This is a genomic window from Hydrogenophaga sp. L76 (genome assembly GCF_057654755.1).
The window spans coordinates 1,121,850-1,140,016 of record NZ_CM172807.1; the positions used below are offsets into that span (position 1 = coordinate 1,121,850).

An 18,167-nucleotide genomic window follows, 5' to 3' on the forward strand; every position below is an offset into this window, starting at 1 on the left:
TCAGCCTTCCGCCTGCGCAATCTTGCGACCGTCAAAGTCGCAGACCAGCACCTGCAATTCAAATTGATCGGGGTAGCGCGTGCGCAGGGTCTGGATGACCTTCTGCGCCAGCGCGGTGTGGAACGCGCTGCCAAGGCCCAGCGCGTCCATGCGCTCGCCAGCGTAGCGCGCCGTCTCGTTACCGCGAATGGCCTCGCACACCTCGGGAGGCGCTCCCACGCGAGCGGCCAGATCGGCCAGCAGGCCGGTGTCCACCTCGGCGCGGCCCGCGTGGGTGATGGTTTCACCCTGGGCGATCTTGGTCAGCTTGCCGACCATGCCACCTATGATTACCTTCTTTAGCCCGGCCTTCACCGCCGCGCCCATGGCGTAACGCAAGAAATCGCCCATCTGCACGAACGCCGGCTCGGGCAGTTCGGGCATTTCTTCCATCACAAATTTTTCGGTGCGCCCGCCGGTGGTCAGCACCACCACGCCGTGGCCCAGCGTGCCCGCCACCTGCACGCCCTGCACCACGCTGGCGCGGTAGGCGGCGGTGGAATACGGCTTGACGATGCCGGTGGTGCCCAGGATGGAGATGCCGCCCAGGATGCCCAGGCGCGCGTTCAGCGTCTTCTTGGCCATCTCTTCGCCCTGCGGCACCGAGATACGCACCTCCAGGCCCATCTCGTCCAGCAGGCCCTGCCCCACCAGGCGAACATTGGCCTCGATGTTGCGGCGCGGCACCGGGTTGATGGCCGGGCCGCCCACCGCCAAGCCGAGGCCGGGCATGGTGACCGTGCCGACGCCGACACCGCCCGCCAGCACGACCTGACCCGGCTGCCCGGGCAGCAGGTGCAGGTCGGCGGTGAGGTGGGCCTTGTCGGTGCAGTCCGGGTCGTCGCCCGCGTCCTTGATCACCATGGCGTGGGCGGTGCATTGGGTGCCGCTGCCGTCCACCCGGCCGTCCTGCACGGCGAAGCGCACCACGTCGCCGTTGGGCAGCAGGCACTCGACCTCGCCGGGCACCTCTCCCGTGATCAGGCCGATGGCGGCCGCGCGCGCCGCCGCAGCGGAACACGCACCGGTCGTGAAACCGGTGCGCGTGCCGCGGGGCGCGTCTTTTTTCATCATGTGGCCAGTTCCCTGGCTTCGGCCAGGCCCAGCAGCGCGTGGATCGCGGCAACCACCAGGGTGGAGCCGCCCTTGCGGCCACGGATCACGATCCATGGCACATCGGTCTCCAGCGCCATCAGATCCTTGGACTCTGCCGCCGACACGAAACCCACCGGCATGCCCACCACCAGAGCAGGGCGCGCACCCTCTTCATGGATCAGGCGCACGATCTCGATCAGCGCCGTGGGCGCGTTGCCGATGCCGACGATGGCACCGTCGATCAGGCCCAGTCGGTGTGCCTTGCGCATGGCTTGCACCGCGCGGGTGGTGCCTTCGGCCTTGGCCTGCTCGATCACGTCCGGGTCGGAGATGAACTGGTGCGTGCTCATGCCGAAGTGCCCCAGGCGCGGCGCCGACAGGCCGACACAGATCATCTCCACATCCGCCACCACACGGGTTGCGCGAGACAAGATCGAGGTCACCCCCCGCTCCACCGCCTGGGGATGGAAATCGGTCAGGCCGTTGAAGTCGAAATCGGCATTGGCGTGGATCATGCGGCGCACGATGGGCCACTGTTCGGGCATGTAGGGGTGAGAAAGCACCTCGCGGTCGATCACGGCAAACGAGTCGTGCTCGATGGCGCGACCCGCTGCAGTGAGCTGCTCGGTGATGACGTTGGCCGTCTCAGGCGTTGGCATGGTCATGGGGGCGCTTGTGGCCATGGGCATGGTCGTACTCATGCGCGTGTACAGGTGCGTGGGGGTGTTCATGCGTCAGCATGGTCGTGCGTGTGGTCGTGACTGTGCGGCAACGCGTCGTCGTGGTGGTGACCTCCCATGCCGTGTTCCTCGGCAAAGCTGCGGTATTTGCAGCCGTCGCAAGGCATCAGCGCAACCGGCGCGTTGCGCCGCATGTCGTTTACGCGCTGCTCCAACAACTCGACAATTTCCTTCTCGAACCCAAAGTATTTGGTGGAGGCGAAACGCAGCGTCGGGTACTGAGCCTTCAAGTGCTCGACCTGACGGGTGATGCGCTCCACCAGCGTGCCGTTGAACAGGTAGTACGGCAGCACCACCACCTGCTTCATGCCGAGCATGCTCTGGCGCTGAACCGTCTTTTCCAAGCGCGGGTGAGTGATGCCGGTGAAGGCGAGGTCCACCAGATCGTGGTCGGTTTCCTCCAGCAACCAGCGCGCCATCTTGGCCATGTCGCCGTTGGCCTGCCGGTCCGACGAACCGCGCCCCAGCAGCACCACGCCGGTGGTGCTGGGGTCGGGCATGTCGAGCGCCTGCATCGCGCCCTTGAGGCGGCGGCGCAGGATGGCCAGGATCGGGTCGCAGGCACTCAAGTGCGGCGCATACAGGAACTGCACCAACGGGAACTGGAGGCGGGCGCCATCGATGGCCTGCGGAATGTCCATCTTCACGTGGCCCGCCGCGTTCAAGATCAGTGGCACCACCATCACGCGGCTGGCGCCGGTGGCGGCGCGCTTCAGGCCCTCGCTCATGGTGATCTCGGAAAACTCGATGAAGCAGACCTCGATGCGCCAGCCCGGCTGGCGCTGGCGCCACTGTTCGGCGAAGGAAAAGATCTCGTCGTTGCCCGAGGCTTCGCGCGAGCCGTGGCCCACCAGCAGAATGGATTCGGTGTTCATGGAGCGTCCGATGTGAGGGTTGAAGCGGGCACGCTGGCGCGCCGGAAACGGTGGGTGAAACTGGCGTCGTACAGCTTGGATTTCGCCAGGGTGGTCCATTGGCGCGCGCCCAGCGTGGGGCTGGCGATCACCATGGACTGGCTGGCGATTCTGGCGTCGCGGCACAGGGCCTGAATAGTGGCGACCGTGCCGCGCACGATCTTTTCCTCGCCCGGCCAGCTGGCCTTGTGCACCACCACCACCGGCGCGTCGGGCGACCAGCCCGCCGCCAGCAACTCGGCCGACACCTTGCCCAGCAAGGTGATGCTCAGGAAGATGCACAGCGTGCTGTGGTGCGCAGCCAGCTCACGCAGCGACTCGCCCTCGGGCATGGGGGTTCGTCCCTCGACGCGGGTGAAGATCACGGTCTGCGTGACTTCGGGCAGGGTCAGGCTCTCCACTGCTGCTGCCGCGCTGGCCATTGCCGACGAAACACCCGGTACCACCTGGATGGCGACGTCCGCCGCGTCCAGCGGCTGCACCAGCTCAATCAGCGCGCCGTAAAGGCCAGGATCGCCGGTCTGTAGCCGCACCACCGTATCGCAGCGGGCGGCATGCTCGATGAGCCAAGCAGACATCTGCTCCAGGGTCATGTTCTTGCTGTCGGCAATCGCGCAGCCTGCTGAGGCCCAGCGCAGGGCGGCTTCGCTGACGAGCGAACCCGCAAACAAGATCGCGCCGGCTCGCTCAATCAAGCCACGACCCTTGACCGTGATCAACTCCGGATCGCCAGGACCAGCGCCAACGAACCAGACCGTGCCCGACGTCATGCTTCATCTCCTGTTTGAATCCTCGACGACTCTGTCAGGATCACAAATACGTGCTGCGTACGCACTTTGCGAACGCTTTGACAACCTGTGCGTGAGCCAGCCCCGTCCACGAAGAACCTCCTTATGTTCTGCGCGTCGTGCATCACAGGTATGTGACCGAGCTCTCGGAACGTGCTCCGCACGCGGACAGGCGACCTAAGCTCCGGGGCCACCACTTTGATGCCCAATGCGCACGGATACTCTATGGCCTCTTGCGGCAGACAGCGGGTGCTCAACTGGTCCTGGTTCATGCCAACACCTCCGGCAGAAAAAGCGCCGCTGCGGCCGTTGGACTGGACGCCATCCAGGCGTGGAAATAACTGGCTCGCAAGGCACCTCGTTGGTACACCGCCTCGCCAGCGCACTTTGCACCACCACGCGCGGAGGCCGTATGTAGCACCGGCTCCAGAGCTGTTTCGCAGACTGAATAGTGGAAGGTGTGTCCTCGCAGTTCGCCTGTCGCCAGTTCCAGCTTCTGTGGTCCCAGCGCGGCAAGTCGTGGCTGCATTCGCACCACACCCGGGAACAGACCCCACGACACATGGCTGCGCCCCTCCAAGTCCACTATTGCGTCGAACAGCACCATCATTCCGCCGCACTCGGCCCAGACCGGGCGTCCCGTGTTGACATGGACCACCAGACTGTCGCGGGTTGTGTCGCTGATCGACAAAGTTTCTGCGTGCAGCTCGGGGTAGCCACCGGGCAACCAGATTGCATCGCATGTGGGCACGGGATCGTTGGCCAGTGGCGAGAAAAACACCACCTGCGCACCCAACGCGCGCAAGGTGTCCAGGTTGGCAGCGTAGATGAAGCAGAACGCAGCATCACGCGCCACCGCCACCGTCTTTCCGGCCAACAGGGGCGCTATCGAAGGGCGCTCGGTAGGGGCGTCAAAGCTGACCGACCAACGCGCAAGATCGGCCGAGTCCAGCTTGCCCAGCGGCGTGCTAAGCAAGGCGTCGGCAGCGGCATCGAGCCGGGCCATTGCATCGAGCAACTCGCTCGCCACTGTCAGCCCCAGGTGGCGTTCGGGCAAGGCGAACGCAGGGTTGCGCATCAACGCACCCAACCAACGCGAAGCCGCCTCTCCGTCTTGCGAAGGCAGAGCATCTTGCAACATCTGTGCGTGCCGTCCGCTGGCCACGCGGTTAGCCAGAACTCCGGCCCAAGGCAGGCCCGGGCGGAAGTGCTGCAGACCAAAGGCCAGCGCTCCGAAGGTGCCCGCCATGGCCGATGCATCGATCACAGCCAGCACATGCAGGCCGAAGCGCCGCGCCAGATCCGCCGCACTCGGTTCGCCATCAAACAGGCCCATGCCCCCCTCAACGATGATCAAGTCGGCCTCTTGCGCAGCGACGTGTAGGCGCGCGCGGATGTCGAGCTCACCTGTCATCCACAGATCCAAGTTGTGCACCGGGTGGCCCGTTGCCAGCGCGAGCCACATCGGATCCAAGAAGTCAGGTCCGCATTTGAACGCCCGTACCTTTCGCCCAGCGCGCGCGTGAAGACGCGCCAACGCGGTGGTGACCGTGGTCTTGCCCTGACCGGACGCCGGGGCAGCCACGAGAATGGCGGGGCACATGGTGATCACTGTTGAGACTCTGCGTTGAGCGTCACGCAAGCCACTCGTCCCGGCAGGTTATGGCCGGTAGTGGTTTCGTCGAGCTTTCCACCCACACTGTTCAGGCACAGGCCCCTCGGCGTATCTCCTTCTACGGCGCGCCGGACGTATAACCGCCGACTCCAAAGACACGGCGGTGGATGCTCGTTAACTGAGTTGTCTAAGGCAACGGTCTCAAGACGCATGAAGGCGCCCCGGAGCACTTGTCCCATCGAACGCCCCGCAACGTCAGCGGCATTGGATACGGATGCCACAACGCCACTGGACAGGGCATTCGACCAGGGGTTCGCCATCGTGGCGGTCGCCGCAGTACCCGCCAGTGAGAAAAATTGCGGAGGCCGGGCGTGCGAAAGACAAGCCATCAAGCCAGTGGCGTCCCATCGGGGAACGCGCAGGTTGCGAAATTTCATGCGAAGGAAGCAGACCGGATCACGGGCTCTCACCGCCTTCCCCGACGGTGCTTGAGCGTCACGGCAGCACACCTGTTGCCAGACGCACCACCACCCTGTTGGCCGGTATCCGGGCTGACAGAACGACCTCCATCGCCTTCCCAGACGACTCGGTTGTCGTCCAGTGGCTGCGTGATGAAAGCTGAGTCGCCTGAACAATTCAGGCTTCTCGTCTGCTTACCGTTGCGGGGGCAGCGCAGGTTAGGTTCGTCCTTGTGGACTCGCCCTCCTGCTTCCCGTTGAACTGCGGCATGTGAACCACGCCGCGAGCACCAACGAAACAGAGTATAGCAGGCTGCCGAAATACCTGCGGGCCAATCTACCGCCACAACGTGAATCGCTCGGGGGCCAGTTTCGGCGTTTGCTCGGCGGCAACTGCACTTTGTCGGTACCGCCACTGGCAGTCCACTGCCCTTGATCAATTCGGCGCTCAAGACGGGATTTCTTGACGTGCCCTTGTGTTTTGGCAAGAAGGAATTCACTTGCGCTGCGTTACACGGCTCGGTGGAGCGCATGCGGGCTGGGACGGATTGCTGACTTGAGGGTGCCTTGGCGCATCAAGGCTCGCGTGGACAACCGCTCCCGGACCCTGCATCGAGGTGGTGCATCAACACAGGCGCCATGGAGCGCAAGATCTGCACCGGCAGGCCGGAGGTGAAGCGGTGGTCAGCCGCGTTCGGTCCCACCACGTAGGCGGTCACGCTGCCGAAGTGCCTTGGTCCCAGGTAAAAAACGAAGGTGGCCGTGCGGTTCAGGGCCAGGCCGCCGCGCCCTTTCACCACCACGCGGTTGTCGCCGGTGCCGGTCTTGCCACCGGGCGACAGGTCTGCTCCCGAGGCAGACTGGAAGCTGCCGGCGAGCCGCCGGGCCGTGCCCGCCTCCACCACTTCCGACAAAGCTTTTTTCAACGCCAGAGCCACCTCGGGCGCCATGACCCGCTCACCCACCACTGGTGTGGGCCGCAGTGCGGTCTCCCACGGCGTGCCCTGCGCAAAATGCAAGTCTGAAATGCGGTGCGTGGGACGGCGGATACCACCGTTGACGACGATGCCCATCAACTCGGCCAGCGCGGCGGGTCGGTCCCCGGAGCTGCCCAGGGCCGTGGCCAGCGAAGGCACCAGATGGCCGAAGGGGTAGCCAAGGCGAGCCCACCGCCGGTGGATATCTAGGAAAGCCTCCACCTCCATCATGGTGTAAATGCGTGCGTCCTGGGCGTCCTTGGCACGCGTGCGAAACAGCCAGCGGTAGACCGCTTGGCGCTCGGCGGCACTGGCGGCGATCGCCTCGCTTAGGGTAGCGTCGGGGTGTTGCAGGCGGAAGGCCACCAGCCAGAGTTCCAGCGGGTGCACCCGGGCCACATAACCGCGATCCGGTAGGTCCATGGTGTCGGGCGCGAAACGCTTGTACAGCACGGCCACACGGGGCGCAGTGGGGGCCTGGTCGCCCAGCTGCGCCGATAGATAAACACCCAGGGCGTCGGGCGATGCGGCGGGCTCCAAGTAACGGAACACTGCGGTCAGCCGGTCGGCGCCAGGGCGCAGCCCGTCGAGCAGCATGTCGCGCAGTTCGGCCGGGGTGCGGTTGTCGGTCTTGCGCCAGAAGCGGCGCAGGAAGGCCTGGCCTTCGCGGTCGGCAAGCAGTTCTGGCAGCAGTCGAGACTGCTCTGGAAGCCAGTGTGGCCACCAAAACCCACATATTGAATGTTTTGCATCGACTCATAGACGGAAAGACGGCTGTGGCGGAAGTCAAGGCGCCCCAGGCATTGAAGCTATCGACGGAGCCGCAGGCAAACGTCCTGCGATATGACACTTTGCGCACCGCACGAGTCAATGAGGAGGTCCGCCATGGCACATGATTTGGCAACGACCTCCATCGTCGCACTTCTTAAAAGCCTCAAGATGCATGGCATTGAATCGCCCCGGGTTTTGAGGAGGCTCTTTTCTCTGAGAGGATTGAGCCATGAGCAAGAAGTCGAACCAGTTTTCACCTGAGGTCCGCGAGCGTGCTGTTCGCATGGTGCGTGAGCACAGAGGCGAGTACCCCTCGCTGTGGGCCACCATCGAGTCCATCGCCCCCAAGATCGGCTGCGTGCCCCAGACCCTCAACGAATGGGTCAAGCGAGACCAGATCGATTCCGGCGTGCGCGACGGCATCACGACATCCGAACGTGAACAGATGAAGGCGCTGGAGCGCGAGGTCAAAGAGCTGCGCAAAGCCAACGAGATCCTGAAGCTGGCCAGCGCGTTTTTCGCCCAGGCGGAGCTCGACCGCCGTCTGAAGTCCTGAACAACTTCGTCGATCAGCATCGACAGGCCTACGGGGTCGAGTCGATCTGCAAAGTGCTGCAGATCGCCCCGTCAGGCTATTGGCGCCATGCTGCTCATCAGCGAAATCCCCACCAAACCTCCTGCGCATGGCTCTGCCCCACATCTATCGCATGAGGTCTTATCTGGCCGAAGCGACATTGACATCGACGCCGGCGCCAGCCATCTTGTCACGTTGTACACATTGATCCATGGTCAGTAAGAAGCGAAACAAGCCATTTGTGCCACGGTGGAAACCCGCCACCAACACTTTCGAACTCGCCGCGACAAGAGCGGCCAAGATTGATCCAGCGACCCTCACCGGCTTGGCAGAGTCGCTGAAGCGGTCATGTGGCGACCTGACTGTCCCCGAGAAGTCAGCGATGTCGTGGCAGGATCTACGCTTGGCGGTGGTGGTCTCTCGACGGGTAGAGCGCATGGGCGTGGTGAAAGGGCTCACGTCCATATTGGATGCAGCCTTCGAGGCGTTGGAGTCGATTCGTGTGCGCTGCACGGTCACTGGCGCTTGGCGCTACTGCCAACCCAAGACTGAGGAGATCGCCGCGATCGTCGAGATGTGCGAAATTCATGCTTTTCAGCTGCGCCAGATCAGCAGCCGTGAGTTTGAACTGATCTTTCTGCAGTCACGAGAAGACTCCAAGCGGTTGCCCCAGATTCATTTCCTTGGTGAGCCCGCTGCGAAGGGGGGAGAAACGTCTAACAGCCCCTCAAGCCAAGACTAGAAATTCACATCCCCCTCTACATTCGCAGAGAGAGATTCTCGGTCGTTGACGGCTTGTGCATGCACGTTCCCACTTGCGGTTCCGCGCACTTGGGCAGTCCGATGCGGGCTACCAGGGTGTGGGCAAGCGTCGATGCGACAGATTGATTGACGTCGCGGGGCGCTCCAGGAGGAAAATCGTTAGCATGACCCAAAAAGCAAGTCGGCAGGAGGTGCCTCGCCCCGCTTCGCGGCTGCGGGATCGCGGCGTTTCATCCCGGGCACGCGCTGGAGAACCTGCTAAATCGGTTCGATCCAAAGCTGCACAGCGCAGAGTTGATGGCTTGGCGTCCTCTTGGGGTTGAGGAGTCGCCATGACCACGAAGGAGGAGCGCCGCGATGCGATGGCCCAGTCTCTTACAACACGTGGATTGCGGGCCATGAACCCACGCCACGATTTCTGGCGGACGCCGCGGCGGTGGTTGAGGGCACGATGACATATGACCAGGCCATTAGCGAAAGCGCGGCAAGGGCGCGCTGTCGCAATGGATAGGAGCTGCCCCAAGTTTTCCAAGGCATAGAGAGCCGGTCGTGTGAGCTATCGGGAGGGGGCCGACTCCGCGTGGCCGACTGAATGCCCGCATAAAGTAAGCCATCCTTAGTGACTTTGACGCTTATGAGCTAAAACTGGCCGTATGCCGGCTTGACCTCCTATGGGGGTCATGTTTCTTGATCTGAGGCCTATAGTGGGTCATGGTTGCTTGCACGCGCCCCCTCATCCCCGTACTGACCGCCTGTGCACTGCTGCTGCCCCCCTCGACCAGCAGCAGCGAGAGCGTGCTGGTCGTAAGCGCGCGGTCATCCCACCCTTGAAGATCTTGGCTTAAGCGGCAACGATGGTGTCCACCAAACGAAATAGGTGGACACCATGAATGAAGCCAAGAAGAAGACCCGCCGGCGGTACGGCGCCGAGCTCAAACAGCAGATCCTCGCTCAGTGCGCCGAGCCGGGTGCCTCGGTGGCCCGCATTGCCCTGTCCCACGGCATCAACGCCAATGTTGTTCACAAGTGGCGCAGCCAAAGTGGTGGTGCGCTGCCTGCCCCGCAGGCTGCTGTATGAAGACAGCGAATTCATCGAAACACAGAGCTTTTCGATACTGCCCCGGCGCGAAGCCATGCGTGCGCTGGAGCTGCAGCGCGACCAGCTGATCGCCAGCGACGACGTGGTGGCCAGCCAGATCGCCGACATGGACGAAGCGCTCAACGAGCTGGGCGACGGTCAGTTCTGCATGGGCGAGTACCACTACAGCCTGGTGGTGTTCGGTCAACCCGGCGAAGACAGCCTCGCCGATGCCGGGCGACGGGCTTCGCAGGCGATTGGGGCCGTGGGCGAGGCGTCCAGCCTGCAGATGTCTCCGGTCGATCTGGTGGCCGATGCCGCCTGGTTTGCCCAGATGCCCGGCAACTGGCAGTGGCGCCCACGCGATGCCAAGTTGTCGTCCCGCGCTTTCGCGGCCCTGGCCAGTGGCCACAACTTTGCCCGGGGCAAGCGCGACGGCAACCCTTGGGGAGAAGCGCTGGCCTTGTTGCGCACCCCATCAGGCCAGCCCTTCTACTTGAACCTGCACAGCAGCCCAGAAGGTGAAGACTCTGCCGACAAGAAGCTGCCAGGCAACACCATCATCATCGGCTCCACCGGCGTCGGTAAGACCACGCTGGAGATGTTCCTGCTCACGCTCACCCGCAAGTGGAACCCGGCTCCAAGGCTGGTGCTGTTCGACCTGGACCGGGGTTGCGAGATTGCGATTCGGGCCTTGAACGGCCGCTATTTCACCCTCGAAGCGGGCAAGCCCACCCACCTGAACCCGCTGCAACGCGACCCCACGCCAGCACGCATCCAGTTCTGGGAACAGCTGATCCGCATCTGCATCGCCACGCCTGCTCTGCCTTTGCTGCCGGCCGATGAGCGGGCGATTGCCGACGCCGTCAAGACGGTGGCCACGATGCCTACTGCCCTGCGCCGCTTCTCGACGGTTCGACAGAACCTGCCGAAATCGGGTGAAAACAGCTTGTATGAGCGACTCGGGCGCTGGTGTGAAGGTGGTGCGCTGGGCTGGGTGTTCGACCAAGCCAACGACCAGTTGGCGGACCTGGACGCGGCATCGTTGATCGCCTTCGACACCACCGAGTTTCTGGACCTGCCCGAGGTGCGCACACCGGTCATGCTCTACCTGCTTCAGGTGATGGAAGAGTTGGTCAACGGCGAACGCCTGATCTATGTGATCTCGGAGTTCTGGAAGGCGCTGGACCACGAGATCTTCAGCGACTTCGCCAAACAGAAGCAGAAGACCATCCGCAAGCAAAACGGCCTGGGCATCTTCGACACACAGAGCCCGTCGGATGTGCTGCGCCACCCCATCGGGCGGACCATGGTCGAACAAAGCGTGACCAAGATCTTCCTGGCCAACCCGGAAGCGGTGCGCGAGGAATACGTCGAAGGTTTTGGCCTCAGCGAGGCCGAATTCGGCATCGTGCGCAGCCTCGGCGCGCAAGGTGGGCGCCGCTTCCTCGTCAAACAAGGCCACAGCAGCGCCATCTGCGAGTTGGACCTCAGCGGCATGGACGACTTCATCACTGTGCTCTCGGCCACCACCGACAACGTTGCCCTGCTCGACACCGTTCGTGAACGGCACGGTAACGATCCGTTTCTGTGGCTTCCCGAGCTTCTGCGCGAGGTTCAGGATCGCAAGTCCCGTACTTCCAGGAGAACCCCATGAAATCCCACGCTCCACGGTTTGCGCTGATCACTTTGGCGCTGGCCACCAGCGCCGCCTCGGCCCAGTTCGTCAAAGGCAATGAGGCGGTCCGTGTCTTGGCCAATGGCACAAAAACGGTGCAGGTGCCGCCACTCCCATCGGTGGCCTTGGGCTCGCCATGCCCAGCTGCCAAGCCTGGCTGCGCTGGAGGTGGCTGGAAGATGCTGGAGAGCGATTCGGGTCTGGTCGAGTGCACCGAAGTCTTTGCGCGACCCACGACCTGCAGGCCCTCGACCTACGGCGTTGAAAAGCGATCACGCGCTTGGATCGTGAAAGTCAAAGGCCAGTGGCTGCAATGCGCGCAACCCGACATTTCGGGGAAGTGCGTCAGCCTGAAAAGCCTTCCTGTCAGCGCTGTTCAATAGCCGAGGAGAAATCACATGTTTGCCTGGGTCGGCTCACAGTTCGATGCGGTCCTGAGCACTTACGTGCTCGGCGTCGTGAGTTCGCTCATGACCGGGATCGCACCGATCGCACTGACGGCGATGACGATCTGGGTGGCGCTGTATGGGTGGGCCGTTCTGCGCAATGAGGTTCCAGAGACGGTGCCCACCTTTCTCTGGAAGGTGTTCAAGATCGGCCTGGTGCTGGCGTTTGCCCTGCAATCGGCGTTCTACATCGCGAACGTAGCCGACACCGCCAATGCGCTGGCAACAGGGGTAGCCGCCACGTTTCTACCGGCAGCCGCAGACCCCACCACGATTTCTTCACCCTACGCCCTTCTGGACAGGTTCAACGACGGCGCCAGCCAATTGGTGCTCGATCTGCTGAAGGACGCGGGAATCATGCGTCTGGACCTGCTCTTCGCTGCCGTGGTCTGCTCCATCGGCAATGTCGTCTTTCTCTGCATCGCCCTCTTTGTCGTCACACTGGCCAAGCTCTTCCTGACGTTCGTGATCGCGGTTGGCCCGCTCTTCGTCTTGTGCCTGGCCTGGCGCCCCACCGCACGCTTTTTCGACAGCTGGTTGTCGATGGTGCTGAACGCCGTCGTACTGACCTGGTTCGCATTTTTTGCCCTGGGCATCAGCGCGTTCATGGGCGATGCGATTGTGCAGACCGTCCAGGTCAACGGCGGCTTCCAGGGCTCGACGTTCAACGTCGTTGGGGAAAGTCTGAAGTACTGCGTCGTCATGGTGCTCATGGCCATCATCTGCTTTCAGGCGCCCAGCTTGGCGTCGGCCCTTACTGGCGGTGCCGCCATCCAGCAAGGCATCCAGATGATCCAGAACGCCATGATGGTTTCGGGCCTGCGTTCCGCATCGTCCGCTCGGAGCGCCAGCGCCACCGCAAGCGCTGGCGGCGTCATCCGCGCAGGCGCCGGTCTTCCACACACCGCTGCGTCCATAGCCCGCCGAGGCGTCGGCGCTGCCCGCTCCGCCGCTTACACACTCGCCGCCCAACGCGGCCGGTCCTGACCACCCCACCCACCAAGGAGTTCACCATGCACACCCGCCTCAAAGTTGCCGCTGCCGTCCTCATTGCTCTGGGCGCCACCCACGCACGAGCCACCGGCATCCCCGTGATCGATGTGGCCAACCTGGTCCAGACTGTCCAGCAGGTCATCAATGACATCACCAAGATCAACAACCAGATTCAGCAGATTCGACAACTTCAGACGCAGATCGAGAGCATCAACGGCATCCGGAACCTGGGCGATGTGTTCAACAACCCGCTGCTGAAGAACTACATCCCGGCCGAGGCCTTCACCTACCTCAACGCGGTCAACACCTCGGGTTACAGCGGGCTGAACGCCACGGCCAAGGTGCTGCGCGACGTGAGCATGATCTACAACTGCATGGACCTCACCGGCGACGCACGCACCCAGTGCCAGGCCGCTCTGGCTCAGCCCTATCAACAAAAAGGGCTGCTGCAAGACGCCATGCAGACCGCGGCGGGCCGCCTCACGCAAATCCAGTCGTTGATGACCCAGATCAACGCAACCACCGATCAGAAGTCGGTGCAGGAAATCCAGGCCCGCATCGGCGCTGAAAACGCCCTGCTCGCCCACGAGGTGTCGCAGGTTCAGATGCTGCAAGGCATGGCCGACAGCGAAGAGCGCATCGCCCGATCTCGTGAGCGCGAACGGCAGTACGAAATGCTCGGGCGCACCGGCAAGGTGGCGGACTTTCTGCCGTAACCCCGCCTGAGTCCCTCCGCCACCCAGACCCACCGGAGAACCCCATGAGTGCCATCCTGTTGTCAGGTAAAGCCGCCGCATGGCCAAAACGCCCCCCTGAACCGTCGAACGAGGGCGCATCGGCACCATTCAATGCGAATCGCGACTGGGAAATTGACCGCGCCCTGATGCTCGAACGCTCGGAGCGCAGGGCCTGGCGGGTGGCGGTGGCCGGTTTGATTCTGGGACTGATCGGTATCGCTGCCGTGTTCGTGCAGGGACCGCTGCGCCGCGTGGTGGAAATTCCCATCGTGGTGGACCGAGTGACCGGCGAAACCACCATCCAGCAGCGGCTGAGCGAAGAAACCTGTTCGTCAAAGCCAAGTCTGGCGCGGATGCACCCAACAACCTGGCTGTGGTCACGGACCGTCGCACGCATGCGCTGCGTTTCGTGGTCCTGCCCGACGGTGACCGACAGCAGCCGGTCTACCGCTTGACCGTCAAAGCGCCTGCTCAACCCAAGCCCGCCTCGGGTCTGTCAGCGAAATACCTCGCGGCTCTCGCCACCCTGCCCCCTTTGCCATCCCAGCCGACTCCCCAACAGGTGGTGGCTGAACGACTGCAGGCCAGTCCCTCGGTGATGAACACCCAGTATTCGCTGGCCGAGGGCGCGGGCTCGCAAGACATCGTGCCTACGCTGATCTACGACGACGGGCGATTCACCTACCTGCGCTTCCCGGGTAACCGCGAAGTCCCAGCGGTCTTCCATGTGCTCGGCGATGGCAGTGAAACCCTGGTCAACGCCCGTATGGAAGACGACCTTCTGGTGGTGGACCGCGTCAGCCGACAACTGTTGCTGCGGGCGGGCAACGCGGTCGTGGGCATCTGGAACGAGGCCTTTGATCTGGATGGCGCACCGGCGGCAGGAGCGACCACCGTCCCGGGTGTGCAGCGAGTTCTCAAGGGTGTCAACGCGTCTCTCGACAACCGCCCCACCGGAGTCAGGCCATGAACGACCAAACCAACGCCCACAACCCGTCGACCGCAGATCCTGCGGACGGCAACACCATCACACCTCTGCCGGGTGAACCCGGCATCCCCCAGGTGACGGCCGCACGCAGTACCAACTGGTCGCGCAAGGGTGCGCTGGGGCTCTGCATGATGGTGCTGACCCTGGTGTTGTTCGCGGGCTTTGCCATCAACCGCTATTTCACCAGCGGCCCAGCAACAGACCAAGACGCCAAGCTGGTGCGCGACAAACCCTCGGCCGCCAGCGCAGGGACACGCGCACTGGACATGACGGCCCCAACCGCTGGGGTGTCGGCCACGCTGCCCACTGGTGCCGGAAAAGCAGCGCATGGCCATCATGGCGGCTGCCACCGAAAAGCTGGCCCAACGCATTCGCGATGGCCACACGCTCAAGGTCAAGGTCTACGACAAGAATGCCCCGTCCCAGCGCCCGGCCGTGGTGCCCAAGCAAGAGCAACAGCGCACCCGCGAGCGGGCGGCGCCCGCGCGCTGAGCATCAAACCATGCACAGCGACACAGTGCCGCCGACGGCATACGACATCGGCGGGCAGCGCTGGGTGAAAGACGCGCCTGGCTTCGCCGAAGCCATCGCACAGGCCTTCGAGCAACGTTTACGCCCGCGCTGCCTTTGTCGGCGGAATCCAGACGGCCAAGGCATCGAGATGTATGTGGCCCGCCTCATGGACTGCTACATCGTCAAGCGGATGCCCAACACAGGGAACCACCACTCTACCAATTGCCCATCCTACGAGCAGCCGGCAGAATTCTCGGGACTAGGTGCATTGATCGGTACCGCAATAGTCGAAAACACGGGAACTGGCAAAACAACCTTAAAGCTCGATTTCCCTTTGGCCAAGCTGCCAGGGCGCTCCTCGCCACAAGCGGTAGCAAGCGCCAACAGTAGCGTGACGTCACAAGGCCTGAAACTCAGCTTGCGCGCACTACTCCACTATGCCCGCCTCGCGGTTCATGGTGAACTGTTCATTCGTCCGCAGTTCCTGGCCGACGATCTCGCGTTGACCGGGCTGAAAGTTCGGCAGTGTGCCGAGCTTGAACGGGTGGAAGCCCGTGGTGACCTCGCCGGTCGGCACCACCGCGATTCGGGGAATGTCGATGGTTTGCTGGACGACGATCTCAGTGGTCTTAGCCACCACGGCCGAGAGGTCAAATGCAGGCATCCCATCGTCGGCATGTTCCGCCCTCCCCTGTGCCCGCGCACAGCGCGCTGATGAACAACAAAAAATTGGGGCCGAAGGCCCCAGGGGCTACACGAGGCCCAGTTCAGCCATCGAGCTGACCGAATCGCCCGCCACGATGAAGTGGTCGAGCACCCGCACATCGACCAGCGCCGCTGCAGCCTTGATCGTCTGCGTCAGGGCCTCGTCGGCCCGCGATGGACGGGCAGCACCACTGGGATGGTTGTGCACCAGGACCACAGAGCAGCTGTTCCGAAGCAGTGCATCGCGCACCACCTCACGCGGGTACACCGATGTCTGGCTCACCGTGCCCCGGAACATCTCGACGTAGTCCAGCACACGGTTCTGTGAGTCCAGGTGCATCACCGCAAACACCTCGTGCGGCAGATGGCCCAGGCGAGAGCGCAGGAATTCCTTGACCACAGCGGGTGAGTCCATCAAGTCGCTGCCGCGCACCTGGGCGGCCAGCAGCCGCTGCGCCGCCAGCAGCACCTCGTCGGCCTCGGCCGGCCGGTACTGACCAGCCACGTCGCGGATGAGCAAACCGCCAGAACCAACGGGCACCGACAGGAAAGAATCGAGGGAAGAAAACAGATCGTGCTGCATGACCAACTCCAGTGATCGGGCGGGATTGCCCGAGACCGGAACCGGCACGCCGCAGCGCAGCGGTCACAGGTTCGAAGACGGCCGAACGGCCGCCAGCGCCCACAGGGCGCGCAGACCTTGACAGCGAGAACGGTGTGCAAGGATGAAGGGATCAGCAAGCCAGCCCCACCACACAAGCAGGCATGAGGATGGCAAGCGCAGCGCGCAGGCCGGGAGCCTATAGACGGCCGGAGACGTCAGGGATCGGAGCCGAATGGCCGCGACCCACAGGGGCGCGGGGCGCAGCCCGCAGAGCCCGACGGCGGCACGCCGGGACGCTATATCAAAATCGGCACTCTTCAACTGCTGCACCAACAGCACCGAAGACAAGTCACCCAGACCCATTTGCATACCCCATGACCACCGCCGCCAGAGCCGACACAACATCTTGGGCCTTCCGTGCCCGGTTCCGCCGGGGCGCGTTCGGCTGGAAAGGCACTCAGCTGGCCATCGGCCGCCTCAACGAAGCCCTGGCCGAGATCCGTACCGTCGCTCGACACGACCCCGCCCGTGCGGCCGAAGGTGCCGTGCTGCTGCTGGAAAAGCTCTCCCCTGCCCTGTGCCAGATCGACAGTTCGTCGGGCGCCCTGGGCAACGCCACCTTCGCCACGGTCCAGGAGCTGGCGCCCCTGATCAGCCAAGCACCTGTCAGCACCAAGGTGCGCCAGCAATGGCTCGATCGCCTGTTCGAGGCCATCCAGGAAGATGATCCCCCCTACATCGAATCCCTCGGTGATCACTGGGGCGATCTGTGCGCCACAAGGGAACTGGCCTCTGCCTGGGCCGACCAGCTCCTGCCAACCCTGAAGAATGTCTTGCGAGAACGAAAGCGCGGCACCCACGCTTTCTTCTCTGGCACCACCCTCTGCTACAGCGCCCTGTTCAAGGCCGACCGCCACGATCAGATCCTGGAGCTGCTGAACATGGACTCGCACCCGATCTGGCCCTACCTGGTCTGGGGCGCCAAAGTGTTGGCGACCCGAGGCCAGATCGATGAAGCCATCGCCTACCTGCGCGAGCGCGCAGGCAGCACCACCAGCGAAACATCCATCGCCCGCTTCGCCGAAGTAGAACTGCTCAAGGCCGGTCGCCGCGCCGAAGCGTTCAACCAGTACGCGCTGCTCGCCAATCAGGCCAACACCCATATCGCCACCTTTCGGGGCCTCGCCAAAAAGTACCCCGAGCTGGCCAAGGAAAGGCTCTTGGACCACCTGATCGCATCCACACCCGGTGAACCCGGCAAGTGGTTTGCCACCGCCAAGACGCTGAAACTCTTCGACCAGGCGACCCGCCTGGCTTGGGCCTCCCCGTGCGACCCCAAGACCCTGAACCGCGCCGCACGCGACCACCTGAAGACGCAACCAGACTTCGCCATGCAGTGCGCCCTGGCATCCCTGCACTGGATGTCGATGGGCCACGGCTACGAGCTAACCGGCATGGATGTGCAGGATGCGCATCGAATGGCCATCGAGGCGGCCTCCATAACCCAGCAGAACGAACAAGCCCACGCCACCATCGGGCAAGTTTTCACGCCGGACAGGCCGATGTCCGTCTGGATGAAGCGCTCCTTGGGGTTGGTGCCGTAGCCTGCGGCTCCAGCATGGCTGTTCCGTCTGTCCAGACATGAACGGTGGCGATTAGAAGCACAGGCTCGACACGGGCGGACACCAGGTT

18 protein-coding genes, 2 pseudogenes, 1 riboswitch and 1 other annotated feature are annotated in these 18,167 nt (G+C 63.4%); of the genes and pseudogenes, 13 read left to right on the forward strand and 7 right to left on the reverse strand.

Annotated features, from left to right (window positions below; all coding sequences use genetic code 11):
- The 6 genes from AC23D4_RS05395 to AC23D4_RS05420 form a co-directional block, all read right to left on the reverse strand.
- A complete protein-coding gene (locus AC23D4_RS05395; RefSeq protein WP_300651034.1) occupies nt 1-1,113 on the reverse strand; it encodes a cobalt-precorrin-5B (C(1))-methyltransferase in 1,113 nt (370 codons plus the stop codon).
- Complete coding sequence (locus AC23D4_RS05400; protein WP_487623706.1) at nt 1,110-1,823, reverse strand: precorrin-8X methylmutase; 714 nt, start codon at nt 1,821-1,823, stop codon at nt 1,110-1,112. The genes AC23D4_RS05395 and AC23D4_RS05400 overlap by 4 nt, the downstream gene beginning before the upstream one ends.
- 38 nt (nt 1,824-1,861) lie before the next feature.
- Nucleotides 1,862-2,749, reverse strand: coding sequence for a sirohydrochlorin chelatase (locus AC23D4_RS05405; RefSeq protein ID WP_370654588.1), 888 nt, complete (start codon nt 2,747-2,749; stop codon nt 1,862-1,864).
- On the reverse strand, nt 2,746-3,558 hold the full coding sequence (gene cobM, locus AC23D4_RS05410; protein ID WP_300651031.1) for a precorrin-4 C(11)-methyltransferase: 813 nt from the start codon (nt 3,556-3,558) through the stop codon (nt 2,746-2,748). The genes AC23D4_RS05405 and cobM overlap by 4 nt, the downstream gene beginning before the upstream one ends.
- A gap of 286 nt (nt 3,559-3,844) precedes the next feature.
- A complete protein-coding gene (locus AC23D4_RS05415) occupies nt 3,845-5,179 on the reverse strand; it encodes a cobyrinic acid a,c-diamide synthase CobB (protein WP_472890441.1) in 1,335 nt (444 codons plus the stop codon).
- Nucleotides 5,180-5,711: 532 nt separating this feature from the next.
- A riboswitch (cobalamin riboswitch) is annotated at nt 5,712-5,959 on the reverse strand.
- Between the two features lie 265 nt (nt 5,960-6,224).
- Complete coding sequence (locus tag AC23D4_RS05420) at nt 6,225-7,223, reverse strand: hypothetical protein (protein ID WP_472890443.1); 999 nt, start codon at nt 7,221-7,223, stop codon at nt 6,225-6,227.
- Between the two features lie 77 nt (nt 7,224-7,300).
- On the opposite strand from AC23D4_RS05420, the pseudogene AC23D4_RS05425 reads away from it, so the two are divergent.
- The 12 genes and pseudogenes from AC23D4_RS05425 to AC23D4_RS05480 all read left to right on the forward strand — a co-directional run.
- Nucleotides 7,301-7,522, forward strand: a pseudogene (locus AC23D4_RS05425) (IS21 family transposase); the annotation flags it as partial.
- Between the two features lie 104 nt (nt 7,523-7,626).
- Nucleotides 7,627-8,063, forward strand: a pseudogene (locus AC23D4_RS05430) (transposase); the annotation flags it as partial.
- Nucleotides 7,908-8,024 (forward strand) — a sequence feature (AL1L pseudoknot). Its footprint overlaps the pseudogene before it by 117 nt.
- A 119-nt stretch (nt 8,064-8,182) precedes the next feature.
- Nucleotides 8,183-8,713: a hypothetical protein gene (locus AC23D4_RS05435; protein WP_300651523.1), complete on the forward strand. Its 531-nt coding sequence runs from the start codon at nt 8,183-8,185 to the stop codon at nt 8,711-8,713.
- Nucleotides 8,714-9,619: 906 nt separating this feature from the next.
- Entirely contained in the window at nt 9,620-9,811 is a 192-nt protein-coding gene (locus tag AC23D4_RS05440) for a transposase (RefSeq protein ID WP_472889029.1), read from the forward strand.
- Nucleotides 9,747-11,468: a VirB4 family type IV secretion/conjugal transfer ATPase gene (locus AC23D4_RS05445; protein ID WP_487623707.1), complete on the forward strand. Its 1,722-nt coding sequence runs from the start codon at nt 9,747-9,749 to the stop codon at nt 11,466-11,468. The genes AC23D4_RS05440 and AC23D4_RS05445 overlap by 65 nt, the downstream gene beginning before the upstream one ends.
- On the forward strand, nt 11,465-11,872 hold the full coding sequence (locus tag AC23D4_RS05450; RefSeq protein ID WP_472889031.1) for a hypothetical protein: 408 nt from the start codon (nt 11,465-11,467) through the stop codon (nt 11,870-11,872). The genes AC23D4_RS05445 and AC23D4_RS05450 overlap by 4 nt, the downstream gene beginning before the upstream one ends.
- A 15-nt stretch (nt 11,873-11,887) precedes the next feature.
- Nucleotides 11,888-12,922, forward strand: a complete 1,035-nt coding sequence (locus AC23D4_RS05455) for a TrbL/VirB6 family protein (RefSeq protein WP_472889032.1) — start codon at nt 11,888-11,890, stop codon at nt 12,920-12,922.
- Nucleotides 12,923-12,948: 26 nt separating this feature from the next.
- Nucleotides 12,949-13,644: a TrbJ/VirB5 family protein gene (locus AC23D4_RS05460; protein ID WP_472889033.1), complete on the forward strand. Its 696-nt coding sequence runs from the start codon at nt 12,949-12,951 to the stop codon at nt 13,642-13,644.
- Between the two features lie 44 nt (nt 13,645-13,688).
- On the forward strand, nt 13,689-14,120 hold the full coding sequence (locus AC23D4_RS05465) for a VirB8/TrbF family protein (protein ID WP_472889034.1): 432 nt from the start codon (nt 13,689-13,691) through the stop codon (nt 14,118-14,120).
- Nucleotides 14,039-14,635 (forward strand): TrbG/VirB9 family P-type conjugative transfer protein, encoded by a 597-nt coding sequence (locus AC23D4_RS05470; RefSeq protein ID WP_472889035.1) that lies wholly within the window; start codon nt 14,039-14,041, stop codon nt 14,633-14,635. The genes AC23D4_RS05465 and AC23D4_RS05470 overlap by 82 nt, the downstream gene beginning before the upstream one ends.
- A 345-nt stretch (nt 14,636-14,980) precedes the next feature.
- The gene (locus tag AC23D4_RS05475) at nt 14,981-15,145 is read left to right on the forward strand and encodes a hypothetical protein (protein ID WP_472889036.1); all 165 of its coding nucleotides are present in this window, start codon (nt 14,981-14,983) and stop codon (nt 15,143-15,145) included.
- 10 nt (nt 15,146-15,155) lie between these two features.
- Nucleotides 15,156-15,881 (forward strand): DUF1173 family protein, encoded by a 726-nt coding sequence (locus AC23D4_RS05480; RefSeq protein WP_472889037.1) that lies wholly within the window; start codon nt 15,156-15,158, stop codon nt 15,879-15,881.
- A gap of 36 nt (nt 15,882-15,917) precedes the next feature.
- Here AC23D4_RS05480 and AC23D4_RS05485 read toward each other — a convergent pair whose 3' ends face one another.
- Entirely contained in the window at nt 15,918-16,454 is a 537-nt protein-coding gene (locus AC23D4_RS05485) for a JAB domain-containing protein (RefSeq protein WP_472889038.1), read from the reverse strand.
- 395 nt (nt 16,455-16,849) lie between these two features.
- Here AC23D4_RS05485 and AC23D4_RS05490 point away from each other — a divergent pair, with 395 nt between their 5' ends.
- Nucleotides 16,850-18,079, forward strand: coding sequence for a hypothetical protein (locus tag AC23D4_RS05490; RefSeq protein WP_487623708.1), 1,230 nt, complete (start codon nt 16,850-16,852; stop codon nt 18,077-18,079).
- Nucleotides 18,080-18,167: the final 88 nt, after the last annotated feature.